The following is a 20,669-nucleotide window of genomic DNA, read 5'->3' as shown; positions in this document are numbered from 1 at the left end:
CAGCGTCGGCTCAGCGCAGTGCGGCCGTCGCCCCGCGCAGCAGGCCCGCCACGATGCCGACCCCGTCGCGGGTGAGCACCGACTCCGGGTGGAACTGGAGCCCCGCGAAGCCGTGCCCGCGCAGGGCGTGCACGTCGCCGGTGACGGCGTCCCGGGAGACCTCGACGCCCTCGGTGGCGAGCCGTGCCGCGTCGGCCTCCGAGCAGCGCGCGGTGAAGGTGTTGTAGAAGCCGACCGTCTGCTTGCCGCCGAACAGGTCGATGCGCTCCTGCGCCCCCTGGTAGGGGACGGCCTTGCGGCCCAGCGCGAGCCCGAGTTCGGCGGCCAGCAGCTGGTGGCTCAGGCAGACCGCGAGCAGCGGCGAGGTGCGGGCGCCGGAGCGGACGGCGGCCAGCGCGTCCGCGACGATCGGCCGCAGCAGCATCATCTTGGGGTCGTCCGCGAGCGCCGGGTCGCCCGGGCCGGGGCCGAGCACCAGTGCGCCCCGGTGCGCCGCGACCCGCTCGCGCAGCCCCGGCTCGTCGTACCGGGCCACCGTCACCCGGTGGCCGAGCGAGCCGAGCAGGTGGGAGAGCATCGAGGTGAAGGTGTCCTCGCCGTCCACGACCAGGGTCGGCTCGGTCTCGGTGATCTCGGCGGGCTGCTGCATCCGCAGCCAGAACGGCGCGAGGTCGGCCCGGCGGGAGTCCAGGGCGGCCTGCACCCGGTGGTCGTCGGCGAGCCGGGGCCCGACCGGGTGGGGCAGCCGGGCGGGCGTGGGCCGGGCGCCGATCGCGGTGAGCACTCCGGCGGCCTTGGCGTGGGTCTCGGCGACCTCGGACTCCGGGACGGAGTGGCGCACCAGGGTGGCGCCGACCCGGACGACCAGCCGGCCGGTGGCCGGGTCGATGTCGGCGGTGCGGATGCAGATCGGCGAGTCCAGCAGCTGCCCGCCGCTGGCGGAGCGGCCGATCAGGGCGAGCGCGCCGGAGTAGTAGCCGCGCCCGGTGGTCTCGTAGCGCTTGATCACCCGGGTGGCGTTCTCGACCGGGCTGCCCGTGACGGTCGCGGCGAACATCGTCTCGCGGAGCACCTCGCGGACGTCCAGCGAGGTGCGTCCGCGCAGCTCGTACTCGGTGTGGGCGAGGTGGGCCATCTCCTTGAGCCGCGGCCCGAGCACCTGGCCGCCGAGGTCGCCGACCGTGCACATCATCTTGAGTTCCTCGTCCACGACCATGGTGAGCTCCTCCAGCTCCTTGGGGTCGTGCAGGAACTGGAGCAGAGAGTCGAGGTCGGAGCCGCCGGCCGGGTAACGGTAGGTGCCGGAGATCGGGTTCATCACGACGGTGCCGCCGCTCTGCCGGACGTGCACCTCGGGGGAGGCGCCGACCAGCACCCGGTCACCGGTGTGCACCAGGAAGGTCCAGTACGCGCCGCGCTCCTGCTCCAGCAGCCGGCGGAAGAGCGTCAGCGCGAGCTCAGGCGAGAAGTCCTCCAGCGTCGCGTGGAAGTCGCGCCGGATCACGAAGTTGGCGCCCTCGCCGTTGCCGATCTCGTCCCGGATGACCCTGCGGACGATCGACGCGTACGAATCGTCGTCCACATCGAACCCGCCACCGGCAAGTGAGACCGGCAATTTCGGTAGGGCATAAGTGAATTCGGCCAACGGCAGGGTGTGCTGCTCGGTCACCGAGAGGGCCTGCAGGGGGGTGCCGTCGTCGTGCACCTCGAAGCCGCGCTCGCGGATCTGGCGGTACGGGACGAGCGCGAGCAGATCGTGCACCGGGCCGCCGCCGGCCGGCGGGCCGCTGCGCACGGGCAGGTCGGCGAGGTGCTCGTAGCGGTCGACGGTGCCCAGCAGCACCTCGACGGTGTCCGGGCTGAGCCGGGGGGTGCGGCGGTGCAGCAGGGCGAACGCGGGGGCGTCCGGGCCGGTGAGGCGGGTGAGCAGGTCGACGGCGGTGGTCACGGGAACGGCTTCCTTCCGGGTGGGCTGGTGAGAGGCGGTGCAAGGTCCGCTCCCGGAGGGCCGTCTGCGCAGACGCCGACGGCCGCCCCGAGGGGCGGCCGTCGTGTTCGTCTAGGAACGCGTCGTTCGTGGGCCACCCTTGGGGGAGGCCCACCACCAGGAGTGGGTGTGGGGCGCGTGCATGGTTCGACCCTAGCGGATGCGCCGGGGCGGGTGAGGGCCGTCACGTCTTTGTCCGAGATATGTCTCATCCCTCGGGCAATAGTCACGAGTCACTCCTGTCACCCCGTAGCCTTGGCGATGTGACCGCTACGACTGAGACTTCGAGGGCTGCCCACTCCTGGCAGTCCCTGCCCGCGGCGCAGCAGCCTGAATGGCCGGACCAAGAGGCTCTGCGCAAGACCCTTGCCGAGCTCGCCTCCTATCCGCCGCTCGTCTTCGCCGGCGAGTGCGACCAGCTGCGCGCCCGGCTCGGGGCCGTGGCGCGCGGGGAGGCCTTCCTCCTCCAGGGTGGTGACTGTGCCGAGGCCTTCGACGGCGTCTCGGCGGAGCACATCCGCAACAAGCTGAAGACGCTGCTCCAGATGGCCGCCGTGCTGACGTACGCCGCCTCGGTGCCGGTGGTGAAGGTCGGCCGCATCGCCGGCCAGTACTCCAAGCCGCGCTCCAAGTCGACCGAGACCCGCGACGGCGTGACCCTGCCGGTCTACCGCGGCGACTCGGTGAACGGCTTCGAGTTCACCCCCGAGTCCCGCATCCCGGACCCGGAGCGCCTGAAGCGGATGTACAACGCGTCCGCCGCGACGCTCAACCTGGTGCGCGCGTTCACCACCGGTGGTTACGCGGACCTGCGCCAGGTGCACGCCTGGAACCAGGACTTCGTCCGCAACTCGCCGGCCGGCCAGCGCTACGAGCAGCTCGCCCGGGAGATCGACAACGCCCTGGCGTTCATGAGCGCCTGCGGCGTGGTGCCGGAGGAGTTCAAGGCGGTCGAGTTCTTCTCCTCGCACGAGGCGCTGGTCCTCGACTACGAGACCGCGCTGACCCGCGTGGACTCGCGCACCGGCGAGCTGTACGACGTCTCCGGCCACATGGTGTGGATCGGCGAGCGCACCCGGCAGCTGGACCACGCGCACATCGAGTTCGCCTCCAAGATCCGCAACCCGATCGGCGTCAAGCTCGGCCCGACCACCTCGGTGGACGACGCGCTCGCCCTGATCGAGAAGCTGGACCCGGAGCGCGAGCCCGGCCGCCTGACCTTCATCACCCGGATGGGCGCGGGCAAGATCCGCGAGCACCTGCCCACCCTGGTGGAGAAGGTCACCGCCTCCGGCGCCAAGCCGGTGTGGATCTGCGACCCGATGCACGGCAACACCTTCGAGGCCTCCAGCGGGCACAAGACCCGCCGCTTCGACGACGTCCTGGACGAGGTCAAGGGCTTCTTCGAGGTGCACCGCGCGCTCGGCACCCACCCGGGCGGCATCCACGTGGAGCTGACCGGCGACGACGTCACCGAGTGCGTCGGCGGCGGCGACGAGGTCCTGGTGGACGACCTGCACCAGCGCTACGAGACGGCCTGCGACCCGCGCCTCAACCGCAGCCAGTCGCTGGACCTGGCGTTCCTGGTGGCGGAGATGTACCGCGGCCAGTAGGTCCGGCGTCCGTCGGATGTGACGAAGGCCCCTCCGGATTCGGTGCTCCCGAGCCCGGAGGGGCTTTTTCGTACCCGTTTGCCCGGGTAAGGTAAGCCTCAGTGAACTAAGGCGAACCTTAGTCAAGATCCATTCCGCTCCACCCCGGGAGAGACCGCGATGTACGTGTGCATGTGCCATGCGGTCACCGAGGACCAGGTGAAGAAGGCGATCGACGGCGGCGCCAGCACCCCGCGCCAGATAGCGAAGGGCTGCCGGGCCGGCACCGACTGCGGGTCCTGCGTGCGCCGCATCCAGGCGCTGCTCGGCGAGCACGGCGCCCGCCCCTGCCCGACCGCCCGGCTGGCCGCGAAGCTCGGCCTCGCGGACCCGGAGGCCCCGGCCGCCCCGGCCCCCGCCCCGAAGGCCGCACCGGTGGTCCCACTGCGGGCGGCCTGAACGGCCCGGGCCGTCCGGGCCGCCCGGGAGGACCGCCTCAGGACTCCGGCTGCTCGATGACCTGAGCGAGGTAGAGCGCCTCGCCGAGCTTGTCCAGCAGCTCCAGCTGGGTGTCGAGGTAGTCGATGTGGTGCTCCTCGTCGGCCAGGATGTCCTCGAAGATGTTCGCCGAGGTGACGTCGTTCTTGGCCCGCATCACCACGATCCCGCGCTTGAGCCGGTCGATCGCCTCGACCTCGACCTGGCGGTCCGCCTCGAACATCTCCTTGACCGTCTGGCCGATCCGGACGTGGAACAGCCGCTGGTAGTTGGGCAGCCCGTCCAGGAACAGGATCCGGTCGGTGAGCGTCTCGGCGTGCTTCATCTCGTCGAAGGACTCGTGCCGGGTGTACTTGGCGAGCTTCGTCCAGCCGAAGTTCTCCTGCATCTTGGCATGCAGGAAGTACTGGTTGATCGCGGTCAGCTCGGCGGTGAGCTGCTCGTTGAGGAACTCGATGACCTCGGGATCGCCCTGCATGGTGATGCCTCCTGCGTGAGTCCTGTCCTGCGTCCTGTGCTGGGTCCTGCGCTGCGCATCCTGGCACCGCTTCGGGAGGAAATTCCAGTAAGTTCACACTCACTAGGAGATGTGGCGGAATATCCGATTCATCACGGAACGTGCTGGTGGGGGCTCGACCGTTGCTCCGGACGGGCCGGGGCGCGAATCCGCGCAAAGGGGCGCGCGCCGAGGCTCGTCCGCCGTCTGTCACCATGGATCCATGGGTCAGTCGAAACACGAACCGCTTCCGCCGTCTGACCCGAGGCTCCCCCCGGGCCAGCGCGCGCAGCGCGGCTGGCCCGCCCTGCACTACGGGCCGGTGCCCCGCTTCAAGCCCCTGACCTGGGACCTCCAGGTGTTCGGCGCCACCGCCTCGGCGGAGAAGCACAGCTGGGACTTCGAGGCCTTCTGCGCCCTCCCGCGCACCACCGTCGTCGGGGACATGCACTGCGTGACGAAGTTCTCGGTGCTCGGCAACGAATGGACGGGCGTGTCGGCCGCCGCCGTGCTCGACCTGGTGCCCCCGGCACCGGGCGTCACCCACGTCATGGTCTGGGCCGAGTACGGCTACAGCGCCAACCTGCGGCTGGCCGACTTCGCCGACCCCCGCACCCTGCTCGCCACCCACCGCAACGGCGAGGCGCTCACCGCCGAGCACGGCTTCCCGGTGCGGCTGGTGGTGCCGCGGCTGTACGCCTGGAAGGGCCCCAAGTGGGTGCGCGCGGTGGAGTACATGCGGGCCGACCGGCGCGGCTTCTGGGAGGAGCGCGGCTACCACAACCTCGCCGACCCCTGGCGCGAGCAGCGCTACTCCTACCAGGAGGAGCCCGGCGACGGGCCGCTGCGCTGAACCCCTCGCGGCGGCCGAGCGGGCCGGACGCGCCCTAGAACAGCGAGAACTTGACCGTCACCACGCTGCGCTGCGGGCGCCGCTCGCCCGCCGCCGGGCTCTGGCCGGAGGAGGTGACCGCGCCGAACACGTCCCAGCCGCTGGTCTGCATGGTGAAGCCCGCCGCCTGGAGCGCCTTCTGCGCCTCGTCCTTGCCCATCCCGGTGACGTTCGGGACCGGCACCATGCCCTTGCTGACCACCAGCGAGACCGCGGAGTTCTCCTGCAGCAGCTGCCCGGCCGCCGGCGAGCTGCTGATCACCGAGCCCTCGGGCACGGTGTCGTCGTAGGTCTCGGTCACACCGCCCCTGGTCAGCTGGGCGCCGGCCAGGGCCGAGGCGGCGTCGGCGGAGCTCTTGCCGGCGAGGTCCGGCACCGCGATCCGCTTGGGGCCCCTGGAGACGGTGACGGTGACGCTGTCGCTCTTGCGGGTGCGCGCCCCCACCCCGGGATCCACGGAGATCACCTGCCCGGACGGCACGGACTCGCTGAACACCTCGACGAACCTGCCGTGCAGGCCCTCCTTGTCCAGGACCCGCTGCGCCTCGGCCCGGTCCTTGCCGAGCACGCCCGGCACCGCGCCGTACAGCCCTTCGGAGATCCCGTAGGTGGCGCCGCCGATCGCCAGGACCAGGGCGGCCACCGCGGCCGTCCAGATCAGCGGCCCGCGGGGGAGACGGCGGCGCGGCGTGGCCGGCCGGCGCCGCTGCACCGGGGTCGGCTCGTCGTACGGGCGGGGCTCGGCGAGCAGCTCGTCCATCAGCTCCGGCGGCATGTCCAGCACGCTGGTGCGCTCGGTCGGCGGGGCGTCTGCGGGTCGCGGCAGCGGCTGGACCACCGAGGTCGGCTCGGTGGTCGGGTAGCGCGGGCCGGGCCGGGTGGAGGCCGGCGGCTCGGCGTCCAGCTCGGCCGGGGTGAGGGTGCGGCGCACCCGCTGGAGGGCGGCGAGCAGCTCGACCGCGTCGTACGGGCGGGCGTCGGCGGACCGGGCGCAGGCGCCGGCCACTATCGCGTCCAGTTCGGGGCCGACGGCGGGGGCGACCAGCGAGGGGGCCGGGACGTCCTCGTGCAGGTGCTTGTACATGACCTGGACGGGATTGTCGCCGGTGTGCGGGCGGCGGCCGGTGAGCATCTCGTACAGCAGGATGCCGGCCGCGTAGACGTCCACCCGCTGGTCGGTCGGGGCGTCCGGGAGGATCTGCTCGGGGGCCAGGTAGGAGACGGTGCCCATGACCGTGCCGCCGGTGGCGGTGGTGGTCGAGGTGGGCGCGCCGTCGGCGGTGCCGAGCACCCGGACCAGGCCGAAGTCGGCGACCTTGACCAGGCCGCCGTCGGTGATCAGCACGTTCTCGGGCTTGACGTCGCGGTGGACCAGCCCGGCCCGGTGGGCGGCGCCGAGCGCGGCCAGCACCGGCTCCAGCACGTCCAGAGCGGCCCGGACGGACAGCGCGCCGCGGTCGCGCAGCAGGTCGCGCAGGGTGCGGCCGGGTACGTACTCCATGGCGAGGAAGACGTGACCGCCGTCCGCGCCCTGGTCGAAGACGGTGACCACGTTGGGGTGGGTGAGCTTGGCGACGGCCTTGGCCTCGCGGATGAAGCGGGCGGTGAACCCCTCGTCGCCGGCCAGCGAAGGGTGCATCACCTTGAGTGCGACCACGCGGTCCAGACGGGTGTCGGTGCCCTTGTAGACGGTGGACATCCCGCCGGTCGCGACGCGCTGCTCGACCCGGTACCGGTTGTCGAGCAGGGCGCCGATCAAGGGGTCGTGCAGTGCCATGTCCACTCGGAGAGTCTAGAGCCGCCCGGGACGGCCGGTCCCGGAGGACACCGCCTCCGGGACCGGCTTGTGACATGCGCGACGGTTCAGAACGCGGGGTGCTCGCGGGTGTCCAGGTCGGCCCGGCCGGCCATCGCGGAGGAGGCCTCGGCGTGGAAGCGGCGCGGGATCCGGCCGGCCCGGTGGGCGAGCCGGCCCGCCTCGGCGGCGTGCCGCATCGCCTCGGCCATCAGCACCGGGTCCTGAGCCCTGGTCACCGCGGAGGCGAGCATCACCGCGGCGCAGCCCAGCTCCATCGCCAGCGCCACGTCGGAGGCGGTGCCGGCGCCCGCGTCCAGGATCACCGGGACGCCCGCACCCTCCACGATCAGCTGGAAGTTGTGCGGGTTGCGGATGCCCAGGCCCGAACCGATCGGCGAGCCCAGCGGCATGATGGCCGCGCAGCCGACGTCCTCCAGCTTGCGGGCCAGCACCGGGTCGTCGTTGGTGTACGGCAGGACGGTGAAGCCGTCGTCGACCAGCGTCTCGGCGGCGTCCAGCAGCTCGATCGGGTCGGGCAGCAGGGTGCGCTCGTCGGCGATCACCTCCAGCTTGACCCAGTCGGTGCCGAGCGCCTCGCGGGCCAGTCGGGCGGTCAGCACGGCCTCGCCGGCGGTGAAGCAGCCGGCCGTGTTGGGCAGCACCCGGATGCCGTTGCGGGTCAGTACGTCGAGCACGGAGCCCTGGGTGGTGGCGTCGACCCGGCGCATGGCGACGGTGGTCAGCTCGGTGCCGGAGGCGAGCAGCGCGCGCTCCAGGACCTCCAGGCTGGGGGCGCCCCCGGTGCCCATGATCAGCCGGGAGGAGAAGGCCGTCCCGGCGATGGTCAGAAGGTCGTCGGCCATGGTTCAGCCTCCCTGCACGGCGGTGAGGATCTCGATCCGGTCGCCGCCGGCCAGCGCCGTCCCGGGCCACGAACCGCGGGGCACCACGGCCTCGTTGAGCGCGGCGGCGACGCCGGTGTTGGCGGCGCTGACGGCGGCCACCACCTCGGCGAGGGTGGTCGTGGCGGACACCCGGCGGGGCTCGCCGTTGACGGTCAGGGCGATCTCGTTCGGGGTGATCTCGTTCGGGGCGATCTCGTTCGGGGCGATCTCGGTCATGCGGAGGCCTTCGCAGCGGGGGGTTCGGGGGAGAAGCGCAGGGGCGTGAACGGCCTTGCCGTTTCGGGGACTTCACCGGTGGCCAGGTACTCGGAGAGCAGGTCGGCGGTCACCGGGGTGAGCAGCACGCCGTTGCGGTAGTGGCCGGTGGCGGCGACCAGCCCGGGCAGTGACGTCGGGCCGAGCAGCGGGGCGTTGTCCGGCGAGCCGGGGCGCAGCCCGGCGGAGGTCTCCAGCAGCGGGAGTTCGGTGATTCCCGGGACCAACTCGTGCGCGTCGCGCAGGAGTTCGTACACCCCGCCGGCGGTGACGGTGGTGTCGTAGCCCTGCTCCTCGGTGGTCGCGCCGACCACCAGCTCGCCGTTCTCCCGGGGCACCAGGTACAGGTGCCGGCCGCGGACGACGGCGCGGACGTTGCGGGACAGGAACGGGCGGTAGGCGTCCGGGACGTGCAGCCGCAGCACCTGCCCCTTCACCGGGCGGATCGCGGGCAGCACACCGTCGGGCAGGCCGGGCAGCCGGTGGCTGTGCGGGCCGGCGGTGAGGACGACCTGCCCGGCGCCCACCCGTTCCCCGGTCGAGAGCCGGGCGCCGGTCGCGCGGCCGTCCTCGACCAGCAGCTCGACGGCCTCCGCGCGGTGCAGCAGGACGTCCGCGTTCTCGCAGGCGGCGGCCAGGGCGGTGAGCAGGCGCCGGGGGTCCACCTGGTGGTCGTCCGCGACGTGCAGGCCGCCGCGCACGCCGGGGGCGAGCATCGGCTCCAGCCTGCGGGCCTCCCGGCCGGTCAGCCAGGTCGAGTCCAGGCCGAGCCGCTGGTGGAAGGCGTGCAGCTCGCGCAGTTCCTCGCGGTCGTCGGAGTCCAGCGCCACGGCGACGGTGCCGCAGCGGCGGTAGCCGGTGTCCCGGCCGCCGCTCGCCTCGGAGAGCTCGGCGGCGAAGGCCGCGTACCGCTCGTTCGAGGCCATCCCGAGGCGCAGCAGCGGCTCCTCGCCGTACTGCAGCTCGGTGACCGGGGCGAGCATCCCGGCCGCGACCCCGGCGGCCCCGCCGCCGGGGGAGGGGTCGACCACGATCACGTTCCGCAGCCCGCGCTGCGCGGCGCGCCAGGCGACGGCGAGGCCGATGACGCCCCCGCCGATCACCAGCACGTCGGCGTGGGCGCCTGATGGCAAGCGTGACAAAGCTGCTCTTCTCCCTTCGCCGGTATGACCCGGATCAGGTTCGGACGGTCGCAGGCCGTGCCAGCCCGCCTCTCAGCCCGGTGCGCCGGGCTCCCGTGTGGTGCCCCCACCTTAACGCCGGGGGTCGGCCCGGCCGAAGGCCCGTACAGCGGGCGGACGGCCCGCAGGCCGCCGCGTCGCGCTGAGTACAGTGACGGGCGTGGCAGAGCTGAGCGGAACGGATCAGGTGGTCGTCGTCGGAGCCGGGCTGGCCGGGGCGCAGTGCGCCCTCAAGCTGCGGCAGGGCGGCCGGCAGGGGCCGATCGTGCTGGTCGGCGAGGAGCCGCACGCGCCGTACGACCGGCCGCCGCTCTCCAAGGACGTGCTGCTCGGCAAGGCCGACTCCACCGCCCTGGACATCGACTACGGGCAGCTCGGCATCGAGCTGCTCACCGGCCGCCGGGCCACCGGCCTGACCCCCGGCGTGCTGCACACCGACGGCGGCGACCTCCCGTACGGCTCGCTGGTGATCGCCACCGGCGCCGTCCCGCGGGCCCTGCCCGGGGCCGAGCGCGCGCACCTGCTGCACACCCTGGACGACGCCCTGGCGCTGCGCGCGCTGCTGCGCCCCGGGCTGCGGCTGGTGCTGGTCGGCGCGGGCTGGATCGGCGCCGAGGTGTCCACCGCGGCCCGCGCGGCGGGCTGCGGGGTGACCGTGGTCGAGGCCGGCCCGGCGCCGCTGCCCGGCGCGCTGCCGACCGAGGTCGGCTCGGCGATGGCCGCCTGGTACGCCGGGGCCGGGGTCGACCTGCGCTGCGGGGTCGGCGTGGCCGCCGTCGAGCCCGGCGCGGTGCTGCTGGCGGACGGCTCGCACCTGCCCGCCGACGAGGTGGTCGTCGGCATCGGGGCCCGCCCCGCGACCGGCTGGCTGGCCGGAACCGGGGTCGAGCTGGACGCGGCCGGCGCCGTCGTGGTGGACGGGCGGCTGCGCACCTCGGTGCCCGGCGTGTTCGCGGCCGGCGACTGCGTCAGCTACCCCTCGGCCCGGGCCGGGGCCCGGCTGGCCGTCCAGCACTGGGACCACGCCCTGCAGTCCGGCGAGGCGGTGGCCGCAGCCGTCCTGGGCGCGGACGCGCCGGCCTACGACCCGGTGCCGTACTTCTGGTCCGAGCAGTTCGGCCGGATGGTCCAGTACGCCGGCCGGCACGCCGAGGGCGACGAGCTGCTGTGGCGCGGCTCCCCGCGGGACGGCGACTGGTCGGTGCTCTGGCTGCGCGACGGCGTGCCGAGCGCGCTGCTGGCCGTGGACCGGCCGCGCGACCTCACCCAGGGGCGGAGGCTGATCGAGCGCGGTACGGCCCTGGATCCGGCCCGGGCGGGCGACCCGGCGGTGCCGCTGAAGTCGGCCGTCGCGGGGTAGCGCCTGGTGCGCGGTGGGCCGCGGAGGTGGCAGTCTGGTGGCGTGAGTGAGATCGAAAGCAAGATTGAAGCCCTGGTCACCGACTGGATGTACCTGCCCGACATCTCGGAGCAGTGGGGGGTCCGGGTCACCGAGGTGCGTGACCTGGTCAAGAACGGCGGCCTGATCGCCGTCCGGCGCGGGCCGAACAAGTCGCTGCAGGTCCCGGCGGCGTTCATCGACGGCCCGGGCCTGGTCAAGCACCTGTCCGGCACCCTGACCGTCCTGCGGGACTGCGGGTACAACGACGTGGAGATCCTGGAGTGGCTCTTCACCGAGGACCCGTCGCTGCCCGGCAGCCCGATCCAGGCGCTCCGGGAGAACCGCGGCACCGAGGTGAAGCGCCGCGCCCAGGCGATGCTGATCTGATGGCGGCGGACACGCTGCGTACCCGGCTGGCCGACGCCCGGCTCTACCTGTGCACCGACGCCCGCCGGGAGCAGGGCGACCTCGCCGAGTTCCTGGACGCGGCGCTGGCGGGCGGGGTGGACATCGTCCAGCTGCGGGACAAGGGCCTGGAGGCCAAGCAGGAGCTGGAGGCCCTGGAGGTCTTCGCCGACGCCTGCCGCCGGCACGGCAAGCTGCTGGCCGTCAACGACCGCGCCGACGTCGCCCACGCGGCCCGGCCGGACGTGCTGCACCTCGGCCAGGACGACCTGCCGGTGCAGGCCGCCCGGGCGATCCTCGGCGAGGACGTGCTGATCGGCCGTTCCTGCCACGCCGAGTCCGAGGTGGACGCGGCGATCGCCGAACCCGGTACGGACTACTTCTGCACCGGCCCGGTCTGGCCGACCCCGACCAAGCCGGGCCGCCCGGCCCCGGGCCTCGGCCTGGTCTCGTACGCGGCGAAGCAGGACACCGACCGGCCGTGGTTCGCGATCGGCGGGATCGACCTCGGCAACCTGGACGAGGTGCTGGCCGCCGGTGCCCGCAGGATCGTCGTGGTGCGGGCCGTCACCGCCGCGGCGGATCCGCGGGCGGCCGCCGCCGAGCTGTCCCGCCGGGTGCGCGCCGCGCTCTGACCGGCCCGGATCAGCGGGATCCGGGGGCCCGCAGGCCCCCGGGGCCGTCGCCGTCCGTCAGTACTTGCGGACGGTGGCGGCCTCGGCCAGGGCCAGCAGCACCGTACGGGCCCGGTCGTCGGCGAGCGGAGCGGCCTCCAGCGCGGCCAGCGACTGCCGCATCAGCTCCTCGATCCGGTGCTCCACCAGCTCGGGCGCGCCGCTGCGGGCGACCAGCGCGCGCAGCTCGGCGACCTCCGGGGCCGCCAGGTCCGGCGCGCCGAGCCGCTCGTCCAGGTGCCGGGCGTCGGCGGCCGGCAGGCCCCGCATCGCGTGCGCGACCAGCAGGGTGCGCTTGCCCTCGCGCAGGTCGTCCCCGGCCGGCTTGCCGGTGACGGCCGGGTCCCCGAAGACGCCGAGCAGGTCGTCGCGCAGCTGGAAGGCCTCGCCCAGCGGCAGCCCGAACGCCCCGTAGGCCTCGACCAGTTCCGGCCCGGCGCCGGCCAGCAGCGCACCCACCTGCAGCGGCCGCTCGATGGTGTACTTCGCGGACTTGTAGTGCAGCACCGTCCGCGCCCGGTCCAGCGCGCCGTCGTCGGTCGAGTCGCCGGCCACCGGCTCCAGGACGTCCAGGTACTGGCCGAGCATGACCTCGGTGCGCATCAGGTCGAACACCGGCTTGGCGGCGAGGACGGCGGCCGGCTCCAGGCCGGAGCGCAGGAACAGCTCGTCGCACCAGATCAGCAGCAGGTCGCCGAGCAGCACCGCGGCCGAGGTGCCGTACTGCTCGCGGTCGCCGCGCCAGCCGCTGTCCCGGTGCAGCGCCTCGAAGCGGCGGTGGACCGAGGGCAGGCCGCGGCGGGTGTCGCTGCGGTCCATCAGGTCGTCGTGCACCAGGGCGCTCGCCTGGAGCAGCTCCAGGGCGGCGGCCGCGTTGGCGATCGCCTCACCGGTGGCGCCCCCGGCCGGGCCGCCGGCGCCGCGCCAGCCCCAGTAGCAGAAGGCCGGGCGCAGGCGCTTGCCGCCGTCCAGCAGGAAGTCGCGCAGCGCGTCGGCGGCGGGGGCCAGCCGGGGCGAGATCTTGTCGAGCAGCACGGACTGGCCGTCCATGAACGCGGCGAGCGCCGCGTTGACGCGGGTGCGGACGTCCTCCACGTCAATGGGGTTGGCCGCACTGGGGTTGGCCGGCCGGGTGCTGGACGAGGTCACGATGGGGCTCCGCTGGTTCTCTGGGGTGCAGCAAGCGTAACGGTGCGGCTGGGAACGGCTGTGCGAGCGGCCCCGCGGGGGGCTCGGAGGAGGCGCCGCGGATCGGCGCCGGGGCGAACCGGAACCTCTTCCATCTCTTGTCTCAATAGGTGGAATACGGTTGTCCGGCCCCTTCGAACGCCGGATAGCCTGCCAGCATGGCACTCGGTATCGCTTCCACGAGAACGGATCGCGCACTGACGGTGCGCGACCTCCTGGCGGCCGGAAAGCGCTCCTTCTCCTTCGAATTCATGCCGCCGCGCACCGAGGTCGGCGAGCAGAAACTCTGGGACGCCATCCGTCGGCTCGAACCGCTCGACCCGAACTTCGTCTGTATGACCTACGGCGCCGGCGGCTCCTCGCGCGAGCGCACCGTCAACATGGTCGGCCGGATCGCGACCGAGACCACCCTGACCCCGGTCGCCCACCTCACCGCGGTGGACCACTCGATCGCGGAACTGCGCAACATCATCGGCCAGTACGCCGACCAGGGCGTGCGGAACGTCCTGGCGGTCCGGGGCGACCCGCCCGGCGACCCGATGGGCGAGTGGGTCAGCCACCCCGAGGGCGTCACCTACGCGTACGAGCTGGTGGAGCTGATCAAGGGCATCGGCGACTTCTGCGTCGGCGTCGCGGCCTCGCCGAACATGCACCCGCGCTCGACCGACTGGGACGAGGACATCCGGCACTTCGTGGCGAAGATCCGCTCCGGGGCCGACTACGCGATCACCCAGATGTTCTTCGAGGTGGACGACTACCTGCGGCTGCGCGACCGGGTCACGGCCGCCGGCTGCGAGACGCCGATCATCCCGGAGATCATGCCGGTCACCAACGCCAAGCAGCTGGAGCGCTTCCCCCAGCTCAGCGGCTCGGCCTTCCCCGCCGACCTGGAGGCCCGCCTGCGGGCGGCCATCGACGACCCGGCGGCGCTGCGGGCCATCGGCATGGAGCACGCCACGGCGATGGCCGAGCGCCTCCTCGCCGAGGGCGCGCCCGGTCTGCACTTCATCACGCTGAACCACTCGACGGCGACGCTGGAGATCTACCAGAACCTGGGGCTGCACCAGCGCTGACCGGCGGGCCGGGCCCGCGCCCGCGCAGCGCCGACGCCGGGTGTTCACGAGCCCGTCACCGCACCGACGGTGACGGGCTCGGTCGTGTGCGGCCGCCGTCCGGGGCGGTGGGAACGCGATGCGGTACCCCGGCCGTTGAACCGGTACAGTCGCCGCACACGCGCGGCGCACGAGCGCGGGTACGCGACTGGAGGTAGCGGGCGGATGGGCATCGGATACCTGCTGCTGTACGCCGCGTTGGCGGTGGTGGCGCTCTGGTTGGTCGCCGAGGTGCTGCTGCAGAACCGGGCGCCGCTGCACTGGCGGGCCCTGGCCCTGGCCGGCTTCCTGGGCGTGGCCGCCGGGATGGTCCTCGGCTCGGTCGTGGTGATCGGGGCCGGCGCCGCGCTGTTCGCGGTCGGCCAGACCTTCGTCACCCTCGCGGTCAAGCGCGGCCACCAGGCCGGCTGGTCCCTGCGGAAGGCCGACGGCAGCCTGCCCGGCCCGCTCGCCAAGGTGCCGCTGCTGGGCGCCCTGACCGGCGGCGCCGCCGCGGTGGCGGCCGTCGCCGTCGCCAGGAAGCGGGTCGGCGAGGTCAGCGCCGTCGAGGAGACCCGGGCCTCCGCGCCGGTCCCCGTCGAGGTGCCCGACGAGGTGCCCGCGGTCGAGCAGACCGCCGCCTTCGAGATGCAGGAACTCGCCCAGGACGGCGTCTACGCCCCCGGGTACTACGAGCAGCAGCAGCCGCAGGTCCAGCAGCAGCACCAGGACCCGTACGCCGCCGCCTACCAGTCCGGCTACGACCAGCAGCAGTGGCAGACCCAGCAGCAGCCCGCCTACGCCTACGAGCAGCAGCAGTCCTACGGCGGCTACCCCCAGCAGCAGGACCCGTACGGCGGCTACCCGCAGCAGCAGGACCAGCAGCAGGACCCGTACGCGGGCTACCAGCAGCCGCAGCACCAGCAGACCTGGGACCCGAACGCCCAGCCCCAGCAGCAGTGGCAGCCGCAGCCCGACCCGCAGGTCCAGGGCATCCCGCAGCAGCCGGCGTACGACCAGAACTACGGCTACCAGCAGCAGCAGAACACCTGGCACCAGGGCTGACCCGGCAGGGGCCCGGCAGCCGAGGCCGACCGGGCCGGGCCGCCGGGCCCTACGCCGGGCCGATCAGCCCGGCGGTGATGCAGGCCGACATGCCGACGCGGGCGAGGCCGCCACCGGGGTGGGCGTTGCCGCCGACCAGGTAGAGGCCCGGGACGGGCGACTCATTGGCGGCGTGCAGCCCCGCGTACGAACCCGCGAGCACCGGGCGGGCGACCGAGCCGAACAGCGCGCCGGTCTCCCGGCGGGTGTCCTCCGGGGTGCGCACGACCCGCCACAGCACCCGCTCGCGCAGTCCCAGGCCGGCCGCGTCGACGTGGGCGAGCAACCGGTCGGCGTAGCGGTCGGCGACACCGGGGGCGGTCCAGTCGACGTCCTCCTCCTGGGCCGGGACGGTCGCGGTCAGCACCACGCTCTCGTGGGCGTCGTCGGGGCGCAGCGCCGGGTCGTCCGGGCGGAGCACCTGCACGGTGGGACGCTCGCACAGCGGCGCGGACAGCGTGAGGGCGTTCTCCTCGGCGGCCGGGTCCACCGCGTGGACCACCGTCCGGTGCGCGGTGCCCTCGGGCCGGGGCCCGCGCAGGGCGAGCAGCACGCTGAACCGGCCGGGCACCTCGAACGGCTCCCAGTCCTCGGCCGGCACCCCCGGCCACTCGGCGATGCCGTGGCGGAACAGCGCGCGGGTGTCCATCGCGGAGATCACCAGGTCCGCGTCGATCCGGCCGTCCGCCGTCCCGACCCCGCACGCCCGGCCGTTCTCCACGACCACCCGGGTGACCGGGGTGTCGAAGCGGAACTCGACCCCGCGCAGCTCGCAGCGCCGGTACACGGCGTCCGCGAGCGCGCGCAGGCCGCCCCGGACGTACCAGACGCCGAAGGACTGCTCCATGTACGGCAGCACGGCGGCCCCCGCCGGGGCCTGCCCGGGCAGGAGGCCGTACCGCAGCGCGGGCTCGCCCAGCAGGGCGGTCAGGCCGGGGTGGCCGCCGAGCTGCCGCCGCGCCACGTCGGCGAGGCTCCACGGCCGCGGGCGGCGCATCCGGGCCAGGCCGGTGCGCGGCGCTACGGGGTACGGGTCGGTGTCCACCCGGGCCCGGCCGGCCGGGGACAGGACACCGAGGTCGGCCGGGAGCGCCTCCTCCAGCAGCGGGCGGCGGGTGGCCTCCCAGACCGTCCGGCCGTGGTTCATCACCTCGCTCCAGCGGGCGCCTGAGCCCGCGCCGAAGGCGGCGTCCAGGGCCTGGCTGACACCGCCGCGGGAGGCGTTGGGCAGGGTGACGGCGGTGCCGTCGGGGAACAGGTGCCGGCTCTCCGGGTCGACCGGGGCCAGCTCGACCAGCTGCTCCAGCGGCTCCTTGCCGGTCTTCAGCGCGAGGTCGCGGTAGACGGCCGGGAGGGAGAGCAAGCCGGGGCCGGTGTCGAAGGCGAAGCCGTCGCGCTCGTACCGCCCGACCATGCCCCCGTACGTGCCGCCCGCCTCGCAGACCGTCACCCGGTGGCCGAGGGTCGCCAGCCGGGAGGCCGCCGCGAGCCCGCTCATTCCTGCGCCGATGACGACGATCTTTGCCATGGCCCCGATCCTAGGACGAGCTTTACGCCGTGCCCGCAGTGCCCGCCGCCCGGGCGGTCCTGCGTTCGCGGCGGCGGGCCCGGAACGAGCGGATCTTCGTGATCACCAGCCGGACCAGCAGCAGGCCGGCGACCAGGACCGCGGCGGCGACCGAGGCGGCCAGCCAGGGGTGGAAGATCGCCAGCGTGACCAGGCCGGCCACCGAGAGGTCCTCGGCCATGCTGACCACGATGTTGCTGACCGGTTCCGGGGAGGTGTTGACGGCCATCCGCAGCGAGGACTTCACCAGGTGGCTGACCAGTGCCGAGGTGCCGCCCATCGCGCCGGCCGCGACCTCGCTGAGCGAACCGGGGTCGTTGCTCGCGATCAGCACGCCGACGGTGGCACCGGCGATCGGCCGGATCACCGTGTGCACGACGTCCCAGACGCTGTCCACGTACGGGATCTTGTCGGCCACCGCCTCCAGCGCGAACAGCACGCCCGCCACCACCAGCACGTCCGTGCGCTCCAGCGCCTGCGGCACCGAGTCCGCGTCACCGAACCTGCCCAGCAGGCCGAGCAGCAGCACCACCGCGTAGGCGTTGATGCCGCTGGCCAGCCCGCTGGTGAAGATCAGCGGCAGGACCGTCATCGCGTCCCCCTCCTCGTCATCGCGTCCGCTCCTCGTCCGGCGGGGCCGGTTCCGCCCGGCCCCGCCGTACCGTACCGGCACCCGGGACGCCGTGGACGCACGCCGCGGTTCCGGCGGACGGCGGGCCGGGACGGACTGAGTACGGATACTCAGATTCGCGGTTGAGTACGTCAGCGGATGGCCGACGACCTGCGCGGACGGGAGAGTGGTGGCACCCGGGAGGGCGGCGCGTCGGGCGCCCGGCCCGCCCGGGCGGCGGATCCGTCCGTCTCCCGGCCGCTCAGGCCGGGGGAGGCGGCGGACGGACCGCCACGGGGCTGGTCGTGGTCCCCGCACCGCCGACACGGGGCGGCGGAGCGGGCCGGGGGGAGACCGGCCGCGAGGGGGAGTTCGCCGCCGCCGGCCAGGGGGTGGACCGGCGGAGCGACGACACGGCGGCGGCGCGGAACCGGGGGAGGACCGCGCCTGCCGCCGCTACCCCGTTTCCGGCCTCCCTACGGCCTTTCCGGACTCCTTACGGCCCCTTCGCGCCGCAGGAGCGGCCTTCCGGGCCGGATTGTCAGTGGTGCCGTTCACGATGGGAAGGCACGGACCACCCGGTCCGCGCGCTGCCTCGGAACGGGGGAGACCATGACCATCAGTCGTCCTGAGCCCGTCACCGCCCGCCTCCACTCCGCCGCCCTGCCACAGCTCCCGGGTCCGTCCGCCCGACGCCCCGCCGGAGCGGACGTCCACCCCGTGCTGCGCCGGACCGCCGCGCCGCCGGCCGCCCTCGACCTGCTCGCCGACGCCCACCGCACCCTCGTCCTGGCCCGCGCCCTTGAGGACCCGCTGGAGCGCTACGCCACCGCCCACCTGGCCGCGCTGCGCACGGTGGCGGCCGTCCTGGCGGTGCGCGGCCGCCCGGAGAAGAGTCCGCGCCGCCGCAAGGCCATCCGCAGCGCCTGGGAGGTGCTGCCCGAGGTGGCCCCGGAACTCGCCGAATGGGCGCTCTACTACGGCGCCGGCGCCCGCCGCCGGGCCGCCGCCGAGGCCGGGATCAGGGGCGCCGCCTCGGCCCGCGACGCCGACGACCTGATCCGCAACTCCGCCCTCTTCCTGCGCCTGGTCGAGCGGCTGCTCGGCCTGCACGCCGCGCCGCCGCCCCGGCTGCCACTGGAGGCCGACGAGCCGCCGGCCTGACAGGCTCTAAGGTGGAGGCATCCTGATCGAACTGCACGTGCCAAGGAGCCCCACCTTGTACCCGACGCGTCCCCGCAGTGCCCTGCGTACCGCCGTGGTGTGGGAGGTGGTCCGGGCAGCCCTGGAGAAGCGGGCGGCCGAGCTGGACCAGCCGGTGCTCGACGTGGTCGACACCGGCGGCGGCACCGGGAACTTCGCCGTGCCGGTCGCCAAGCTCGGCCACCGCGTCACCGTGGTCGACCCGAGCCCGGACGCCCTGTTCGCCCTGGAGCGCCGGGCCGCCGAGGCCGGTGTGACGGACCTGGTGCGGGCTGTCCAGGGCGACACCCAGACCCTGCCGGAGCTGGTCGCTCCCGGCAGCGTGGACGCGGTGCTCTGCCACGGCGTGCTGGAGGTCGTGGACGACCCGGCCGAGGCGCTCGGCAGCCTGGCCGGCACCCTGCGCGCGGGCGGTGTGGTCAGCCTGCTGGCGGCCAACCGCAACGGCGCCGTGCTGGCCCGCGCGCTGGCCGGCCACTTCAACGAGGCCCGCACCGTGCTCTCCGCCACGGACGGCCGCTGGGGCGCGCAGGACCCGATGCCGCGCCGCTTCACCGGCGAGGAGCTGGGCCGGCTGGCCGAGGCCGCCGGCCTGCGGGTGGAGTCGGTGCACGGCGTACGGGTCTTCGCCGACCTCGTCCCCGGGGTGCTGGTGGACGCCGAGCCGGGTGCCCTGGACGCGCTGCTGAAGCTGGAGGAGGCCGCCGCCGAGCAGCCCGCGTTCCACGCCGTGGCGACCCAGCTGCACCTGCTGGCCACCCTGGCCTGAGGCGTTCCGTCCGGCACGCGCTCCTCTCGGGGCGCGTGCGCCCCTTCACGAACCCTGCCACCGTCGTACGGTTTTTTTGCACACCGTACGGCGGCGGTTCGCGCCCCGGAGGCCTGGCGGTTCCCCGCCCGTAGCCCGTCCGTGCGCCGGTCGGCCCCCGGTCGCTCCGCGCCGCCCGGTGGCAAACCTGCCCAGGTCCGGGACGATTCCATCCGATCGGGCACTTGTCCGGGGCGTGGCGCGTTGACTCCGATGCGGCCGTCCCCGCTCGAAGTGGCCCGTCCCACGCGGCGCAGACCACTCCGTAACGGGCCCACGGACCGTATGATCTGGGTAAAGCCGGAAAGCATGACAGCCGGACGCGTGGGGCATATGGACGACACGGGCCGGGTCCCCCGCACGGGCGTCCGACCGTGTGCCCCAAGGCTGATTGGACTTGCCTCCCCGACCGGGGTGGGCGGACCGGTCGCACGCGCGACCGACGAGTAGGAGGACTCCGTGCCGCTCTCGGAGCACGAGCAGCGACTGCTCGACCAGATGGAGCGAGCGCTGTATGCCGAAGATCCCAAATTCGCGTCTGCGCTTGAGGGAACCGGGCTGCGCACCTACACCCGTCGGCGGGTCTACCTGGCCGTCGCCGGCTTCGTGGTGGGCATCGGCCTGCTGATGGGCGGCATGGTCGTGCCGGACCAGATCTGGGTCAGCGTCGTGGGCTTCCTGGTGATGCTCGGATGTGCGGTGTTCGCCGTGACCGGCTGGCGCCGGGGGCCCGCGGGCCAGGGCACCGGGGCCCGCCCGGCCGCCGCCCCGCGCCGCAAGGCCGGGGCCTGGACTTCTTCTTCCGCAAGATCGTCAAGGACGGCGGCCAGGCCCTCACCGCCGTCTCCGAGCAGATCCAGAAGTTCCTCGGCGCGGCCGAGGGCGGCGACGCCCTCGCCACCGAGCGCGAGCTGCTCGCCAAGGCCGCCGGCGACCTGGAGGCGATCGTCGGCAAGATGCTCGCCGACCTGTCCTCGGTCGAGCAGGACGTCAAGAACATGTACAAGGTGGGCCTCAACAGCACCCGCCTGCTG

19 protein-coding genes, 2 pseudogenes and 1 riboswitch are annotated in these 20,669 nt (G+C 73.8%); of the genes and pseudogenes, 12 read left to right on the top strand and 9 right to left on the bottom strand.

Annotated elements, in window-relative coordinates:
- Nucleotides 1-10: 10 nt before the first annotated feature.
- Entirely contained in the window at nt 11-1,948 is a 1,938-nt protein-coding gene (locus tag ACFVHV_RS37925; protein WP_380357616.1) for an anthranilate synthase family protein, read from the bottom strand.
- Nucleotides 1,949-2,190: 242 nt separating this feature from the next.
- Here ACFVHV_RS37925 and ACFVHV_RS37920 point away from each other — a divergent pair, with 242 nt between their 5' ends.
- Both ACFVHV_RS37920 and ACFVHV_RS37915 read left to right on the top strand, forming a co-directional pair.
- Nucleotides 2,191-3,600, top strand: coding sequence for a class II 3-deoxy-7-phosphoheptulonate synthase (locus ACFVHV_RS37920; RefSeq protein ID WP_380357613.1), 1,410 nt, complete (start codon nt 2,191-2,193; stop codon nt 3,598-3,600).
- A 159-nt stretch (nt 3,601-3,759) separates the two neighbouring features.
- Complete coding sequence (locus ACFVHV_RS37915; RefSeq protein WP_359897103.1) at nt 3,760-4,038, top strand: (2Fe-2S)-binding protein; 279 nt, start codon at nt 3,760-3,762, stop codon at nt 4,036-4,038.
- A 37-nt stretch (nt 4,039-4,075) separates the two neighbouring features.
- Here the strand turns inward: ACFVHV_RS37915 and bfr are convergent, their stop codons facing one another.
- Nucleotides 4,076-4,555: a bacterioferritin gene (gene bfr / locus ACFVHV_RS37910; protein ID WP_359897105.1), complete on the bottom strand. Its 480-nt coding sequence runs from the start codon at nt 4,553-4,555 to the stop codon at nt 4,076-4,078.
- A gap of 241 nt (nt 4,556-4,796) precedes the next feature.
- Between bfr and ACFVHV_RS37905 the strand changes: the two genes are divergently transcribed.
- Complete coding sequence (locus ACFVHV_RS37905; protein ID WP_359897107.1) at nt 4,797-5,426, top strand: sulfite oxidase-like oxidoreductase; 630 nt, start codon at nt 4,797-4,799, stop codon at nt 5,424-5,426.
- Nucleotides 5,427-5,460: 34 nt separating this feature from the next.
- Here ACFVHV_RS37905 and pknB read toward each other — a convergent pair whose 3' ends face one another.
- The 4 genes from pknB to thiO all read right to left on the bottom strand — a co-directional run bounded on the left by pknB (nt 5,461) and on the right by thiO (nt 9,556).
- A complete protein-coding gene (gene pknB / locus ACFVHV_RS37900; protein ID WP_359897143.1) occupies nt 5,461-7,242 on the bottom strand; it encodes a Stk1 family PASTA domain-containing Ser/Thr kinase in 1,782 nt (593 codons plus the stop codon).
- An 86-nt stretch (nt 7,243-7,328) separates the two neighbouring features.
- On the bottom strand, nt 7,329-8,126 hold the full coding sequence (locus ACFVHV_RS37895) for a thiazole synthase (protein WP_049655375.1): 798 nt from the start codon (nt 8,124-8,126) through the stop codon (nt 7,329-7,331).
- Nucleotides 8,127-8,129: 3 nt separating this feature from the next.
- The gene (thiS, locus tag ACFVHV_RS37890; protein WP_380357608.1) at nt 8,130-8,384 is read right to left on the bottom strand and encodes a sulfur carrier protein ThiS; all 255 of its coding nucleotides are present in this window, start codon (nt 8,382-8,384) and stop codon (nt 8,130-8,132) included.
- Nucleotides 8,381-9,556, bottom strand: a complete 1,176-nt coding sequence (thiO, locus tag ACFVHV_RS37885) for a glycine oxidase ThiO (RefSeq protein ID WP_380357605.1) — start codon at nt 9,554-9,556, stop codon at nt 8,381-8,383. The genes thiS and thiO overlap by 4 nt, the downstream gene beginning before the upstream one ends.
- A 3-nt stretch (nt 9,557-9,559) precedes the next feature.
- Nucleotides 9,560-9,672, bottom strand: a riboswitch (TPP riboswitch).
- Between the two features lie 83 nt (nt 9,673-9,755).
- On the opposite strand from thiO, the gene ACFVHV_RS37880 reads away from it, so the two are divergent.
- The 3 genes from ACFVHV_RS37880 to thiE are packed head-to-tail and all read left to right on the top strand — an operon-like array spanning nt 9,756 to nt 12,025.
- Nucleotides 9,756-10,964 (top strand): NAD(P)/FAD-dependent oxidoreductase, encoded by a 1,209-nt coding sequence (locus ACFVHV_RS37880; RefSeq protein WP_380357602.1) that lies wholly within the window; start codon nt 9,756-9,758, stop codon nt 10,962-10,964.
- 42 nt (nt 10,965-11,006) lie between these two features.
- Nucleotides 11,007-11,372 carry an Rv2175c family DNA-binding protein gene (locus tag ACFVHV_RS37875; protein WP_189915099.1) on the top strand — a complete coding sequence of 122 codons (366 nt, stop codon included), beginning with the start codon at nt 11,007-11,009 and terminating at the stop codon, nt 11,370-11,372.
- Nucleotides 11,372-12,025, top strand: coding sequence for a thiamine phosphate synthase (thiE, locus tag ACFVHV_RS37870; protein WP_359897114.1), 654 nt, complete (start codon nt 11,372-11,374; stop codon nt 12,023-12,025). Before ACFVHV_RS37875 ends, thiE begins: the two co-directional genes overlap by 1 nt.
- Nucleotides 12,026-12,082: 57 nt before the next feature.
- Here the strand turns inward: thiE and ACFVHV_RS37865 are convergent, their stop codons facing one another.
- Entirely contained in the window at nt 12,083-13,213 is a 1,131-nt protein-coding gene (locus ACFVHV_RS37865; protein WP_380357599.1) for a polyprenyl synthetase family protein, read from the bottom strand.
- 197 nt (nt 13,214-13,410) lie between these two features.
- Here ACFVHV_RS37865 and metF point away from each other — a divergent pair, with 197 nt between their 5' ends.
- Both metF and ACFVHV_RS37855 read left to right on the top strand, forming a co-directional pair.
- Nucleotides 13,411-14,325: a methylenetetrahydrofolate reductase [NAD(P)H] gene (metF, locus tag ACFVHV_RS37860; RefSeq protein WP_359897118.1), complete on the top strand. Its 915-nt coding sequence runs from the start codon at nt 13,411-13,413 to the stop codon at nt 14,323-14,325.
- 204 nt (nt 14,326-14,529) lie between these two features.
- Nucleotides 14,530-15,408, top strand: coding sequence for a hypothetical protein (locus ACFVHV_RS37855; RefSeq protein ID WP_359897120.1), 879 nt, complete (start codon nt 14,530-14,532; stop codon nt 15,406-15,408).
- A 49-nt stretch (nt 15,409-15,457) separates the two neighbouring features.
- Here the strand turns inward: ACFVHV_RS37855 and ACFVHV_RS37850 are convergent, their stop codons facing one another.
- Both ACFVHV_RS37850 and ACFVHV_RS37845 read right to left on the bottom strand, forming a co-directional pair.
- The gene (locus tag ACFVHV_RS37850) at nt 15,458-16,975 is read right to left on the bottom strand and encodes a phytoene desaturase family protein (RefSeq protein ID WP_380357595.1); all 1,518 of its coding nucleotides are present in this window, start codon (nt 16,973-16,975) and stop codon (nt 15,458-15,460) included.
- A 22-nt stretch (nt 16,976-16,997) separates the two neighbouring features.
- Nucleotides 16,998-17,606, bottom strand: a complete 609-nt coding sequence (locus ACFVHV_RS37845; protein ID WP_380357593.1) for a DUF4126 domain-containing protein — start codon at nt 17,604-17,606, stop codon at nt 16,998-17,000.
- 636 nt (nt 17,607-18,242) lie between these two features.
- Between ACFVHV_RS37845 and ACFVHV_RS37840 the strand changes: the two genes are divergently transcribed.
- From ACFVHV_RS37840 to ACFVHV_RS37825, 4 genes and pseudogenes are all read left to right on the top strand, one after another.
- Nucleotides 18,243-18,788: an SAV_6107 family HEPN domain-containing protein gene (locus tag ACFVHV_RS37840; protein WP_380357619.1), complete on the top strand. Its 546-nt coding sequence runs from the start codon at nt 18,243-18,245 to the stop codon at nt 18,786-18,788.
- Nucleotides 18,789-18,843: 55 nt separating this feature from the next.
- The gene (locus ACFVHV_RS37835; protein ID WP_359897125.1) at nt 18,844-19,596 is read left to right on the top strand and encodes a methyltransferase domain-containing protein; all 753 of its coding nucleotides are present in this window, start codon (nt 18,844-18,846) and stop codon (nt 19,594-19,596) included.
- 498 nt (nt 19,597-20,094) lie between these two features.
- A pseudogene (locus tag ACFVHV_RS37830) lies at nt 20,095-20,415 on the top strand (DUF3040 domain-containing protein); the annotation flags it as partial.
- Between the two features lie 2 nt (nt 20,416-20,417).
- Nucleotides 20,418-20,669, top strand: a pseudogene (locus ACFVHV_RS37825) (acyl-CoA dehydrogenase); the annotation flags it as partial.

The sequence above is a fragment of the Kitasatospora sp. NPDC127116 genome (genome assembly GCF_042677365.1).
GTDB lineage: Bacteria > Actinomycetota > Actinomycetes > Streptomycetales > Streptomycetaceae > Kitasatospora > Kitasatospora lactacystinica.
Note: the sequence above shows the minus strand (reverse complement) of the source record. Positions and strands in the feature narration are given on the sequence as shown.

Excerpts from the sequence above, each read along its gene's own strand:
- ACFVHV_RS37920 (WP_380357613.1), top strand. The coding sequence starts at position 2,191 with ATGTCTCATCCCTCGGGCAATAGTCACGAGTCACTCCTGTCACCCCGT.
- ACFVHV_RS37915 (WP_359897103.1), top strand. The coding sequence starts at position 3,760 with ATGTACGTGTGCATGTGCCATGCGGTCACCGAGGACCAGGTGAAGAAG.
- bfr (WP_359897105.1), bottom strand. The coding sequence starts at position 4,555 with ATGCAGGGCGATCCCGAGGTCATCGAGTTCCTCAACGAGCAGCTCACC.
- ACFVHV_RS37905 (WP_359897107.1), top strand. The coding sequence starts at position 4,797 with ATGGGTCAGTCGAAACACGAACCGCTTCCGCCGTCTGACCCGAGGCTC.
- pknB (WP_359897143.1), bottom strand. The coding sequence starts at position 7,242 with ATGGCACTGCACGACCCCTTGATCGGCGCCCTGCTCGACAACCGGTAC.
- ACFVHV_RS37895 (WP_049655375.1), bottom strand. The coding sequence starts at position 8,126 with ATGGCCGACGACCTTCTGACCATCGCCGGGACGGCCTTCTCCTCCCGG.
- thiS (WP_380357608.1), bottom strand. The coding sequence starts at position 8,384 with ATGACCGAGATCGCCCCGAACGAGATCGCCCCGAACGAGATCACCCCG.
- thiE (WP_359897114.1), top strand. The coding sequence starts at position 11,372 with ATGGCGGCGGACACGCTGCGTACCCGGCTGGCCGACGCCCGGCTCTAC.
- metF (WP_359897118.1), top strand. The coding sequence starts at position 13,411 with ATGGCACTCGGTATCGCTTCCACGAGAACGGATCGCGCACTGACGGTG.
- ACFVHV_RS37855 (WP_359897120.1), top strand. The coding sequence starts at position 14,530 with ATGGGCATCGGATACCTGCTGCTGTACGCCGCGTTGGCGGTGGTGGCG.
- ACFVHV_RS37850 (WP_380357595.1), bottom strand. The coding sequence starts at position 16,975 with ATGGCAAAGATCGTCGTCATCGGCGCAGGAATGAGCGGGCTCGCGGCG.
- ACFVHV_RS37845 (WP_380357593.1), bottom strand. The coding sequence starts at position 17,606 with ATGACGGTCCTGCCGCTGATCTTCACCAGCGGGCTGGCCAGCGGCATC.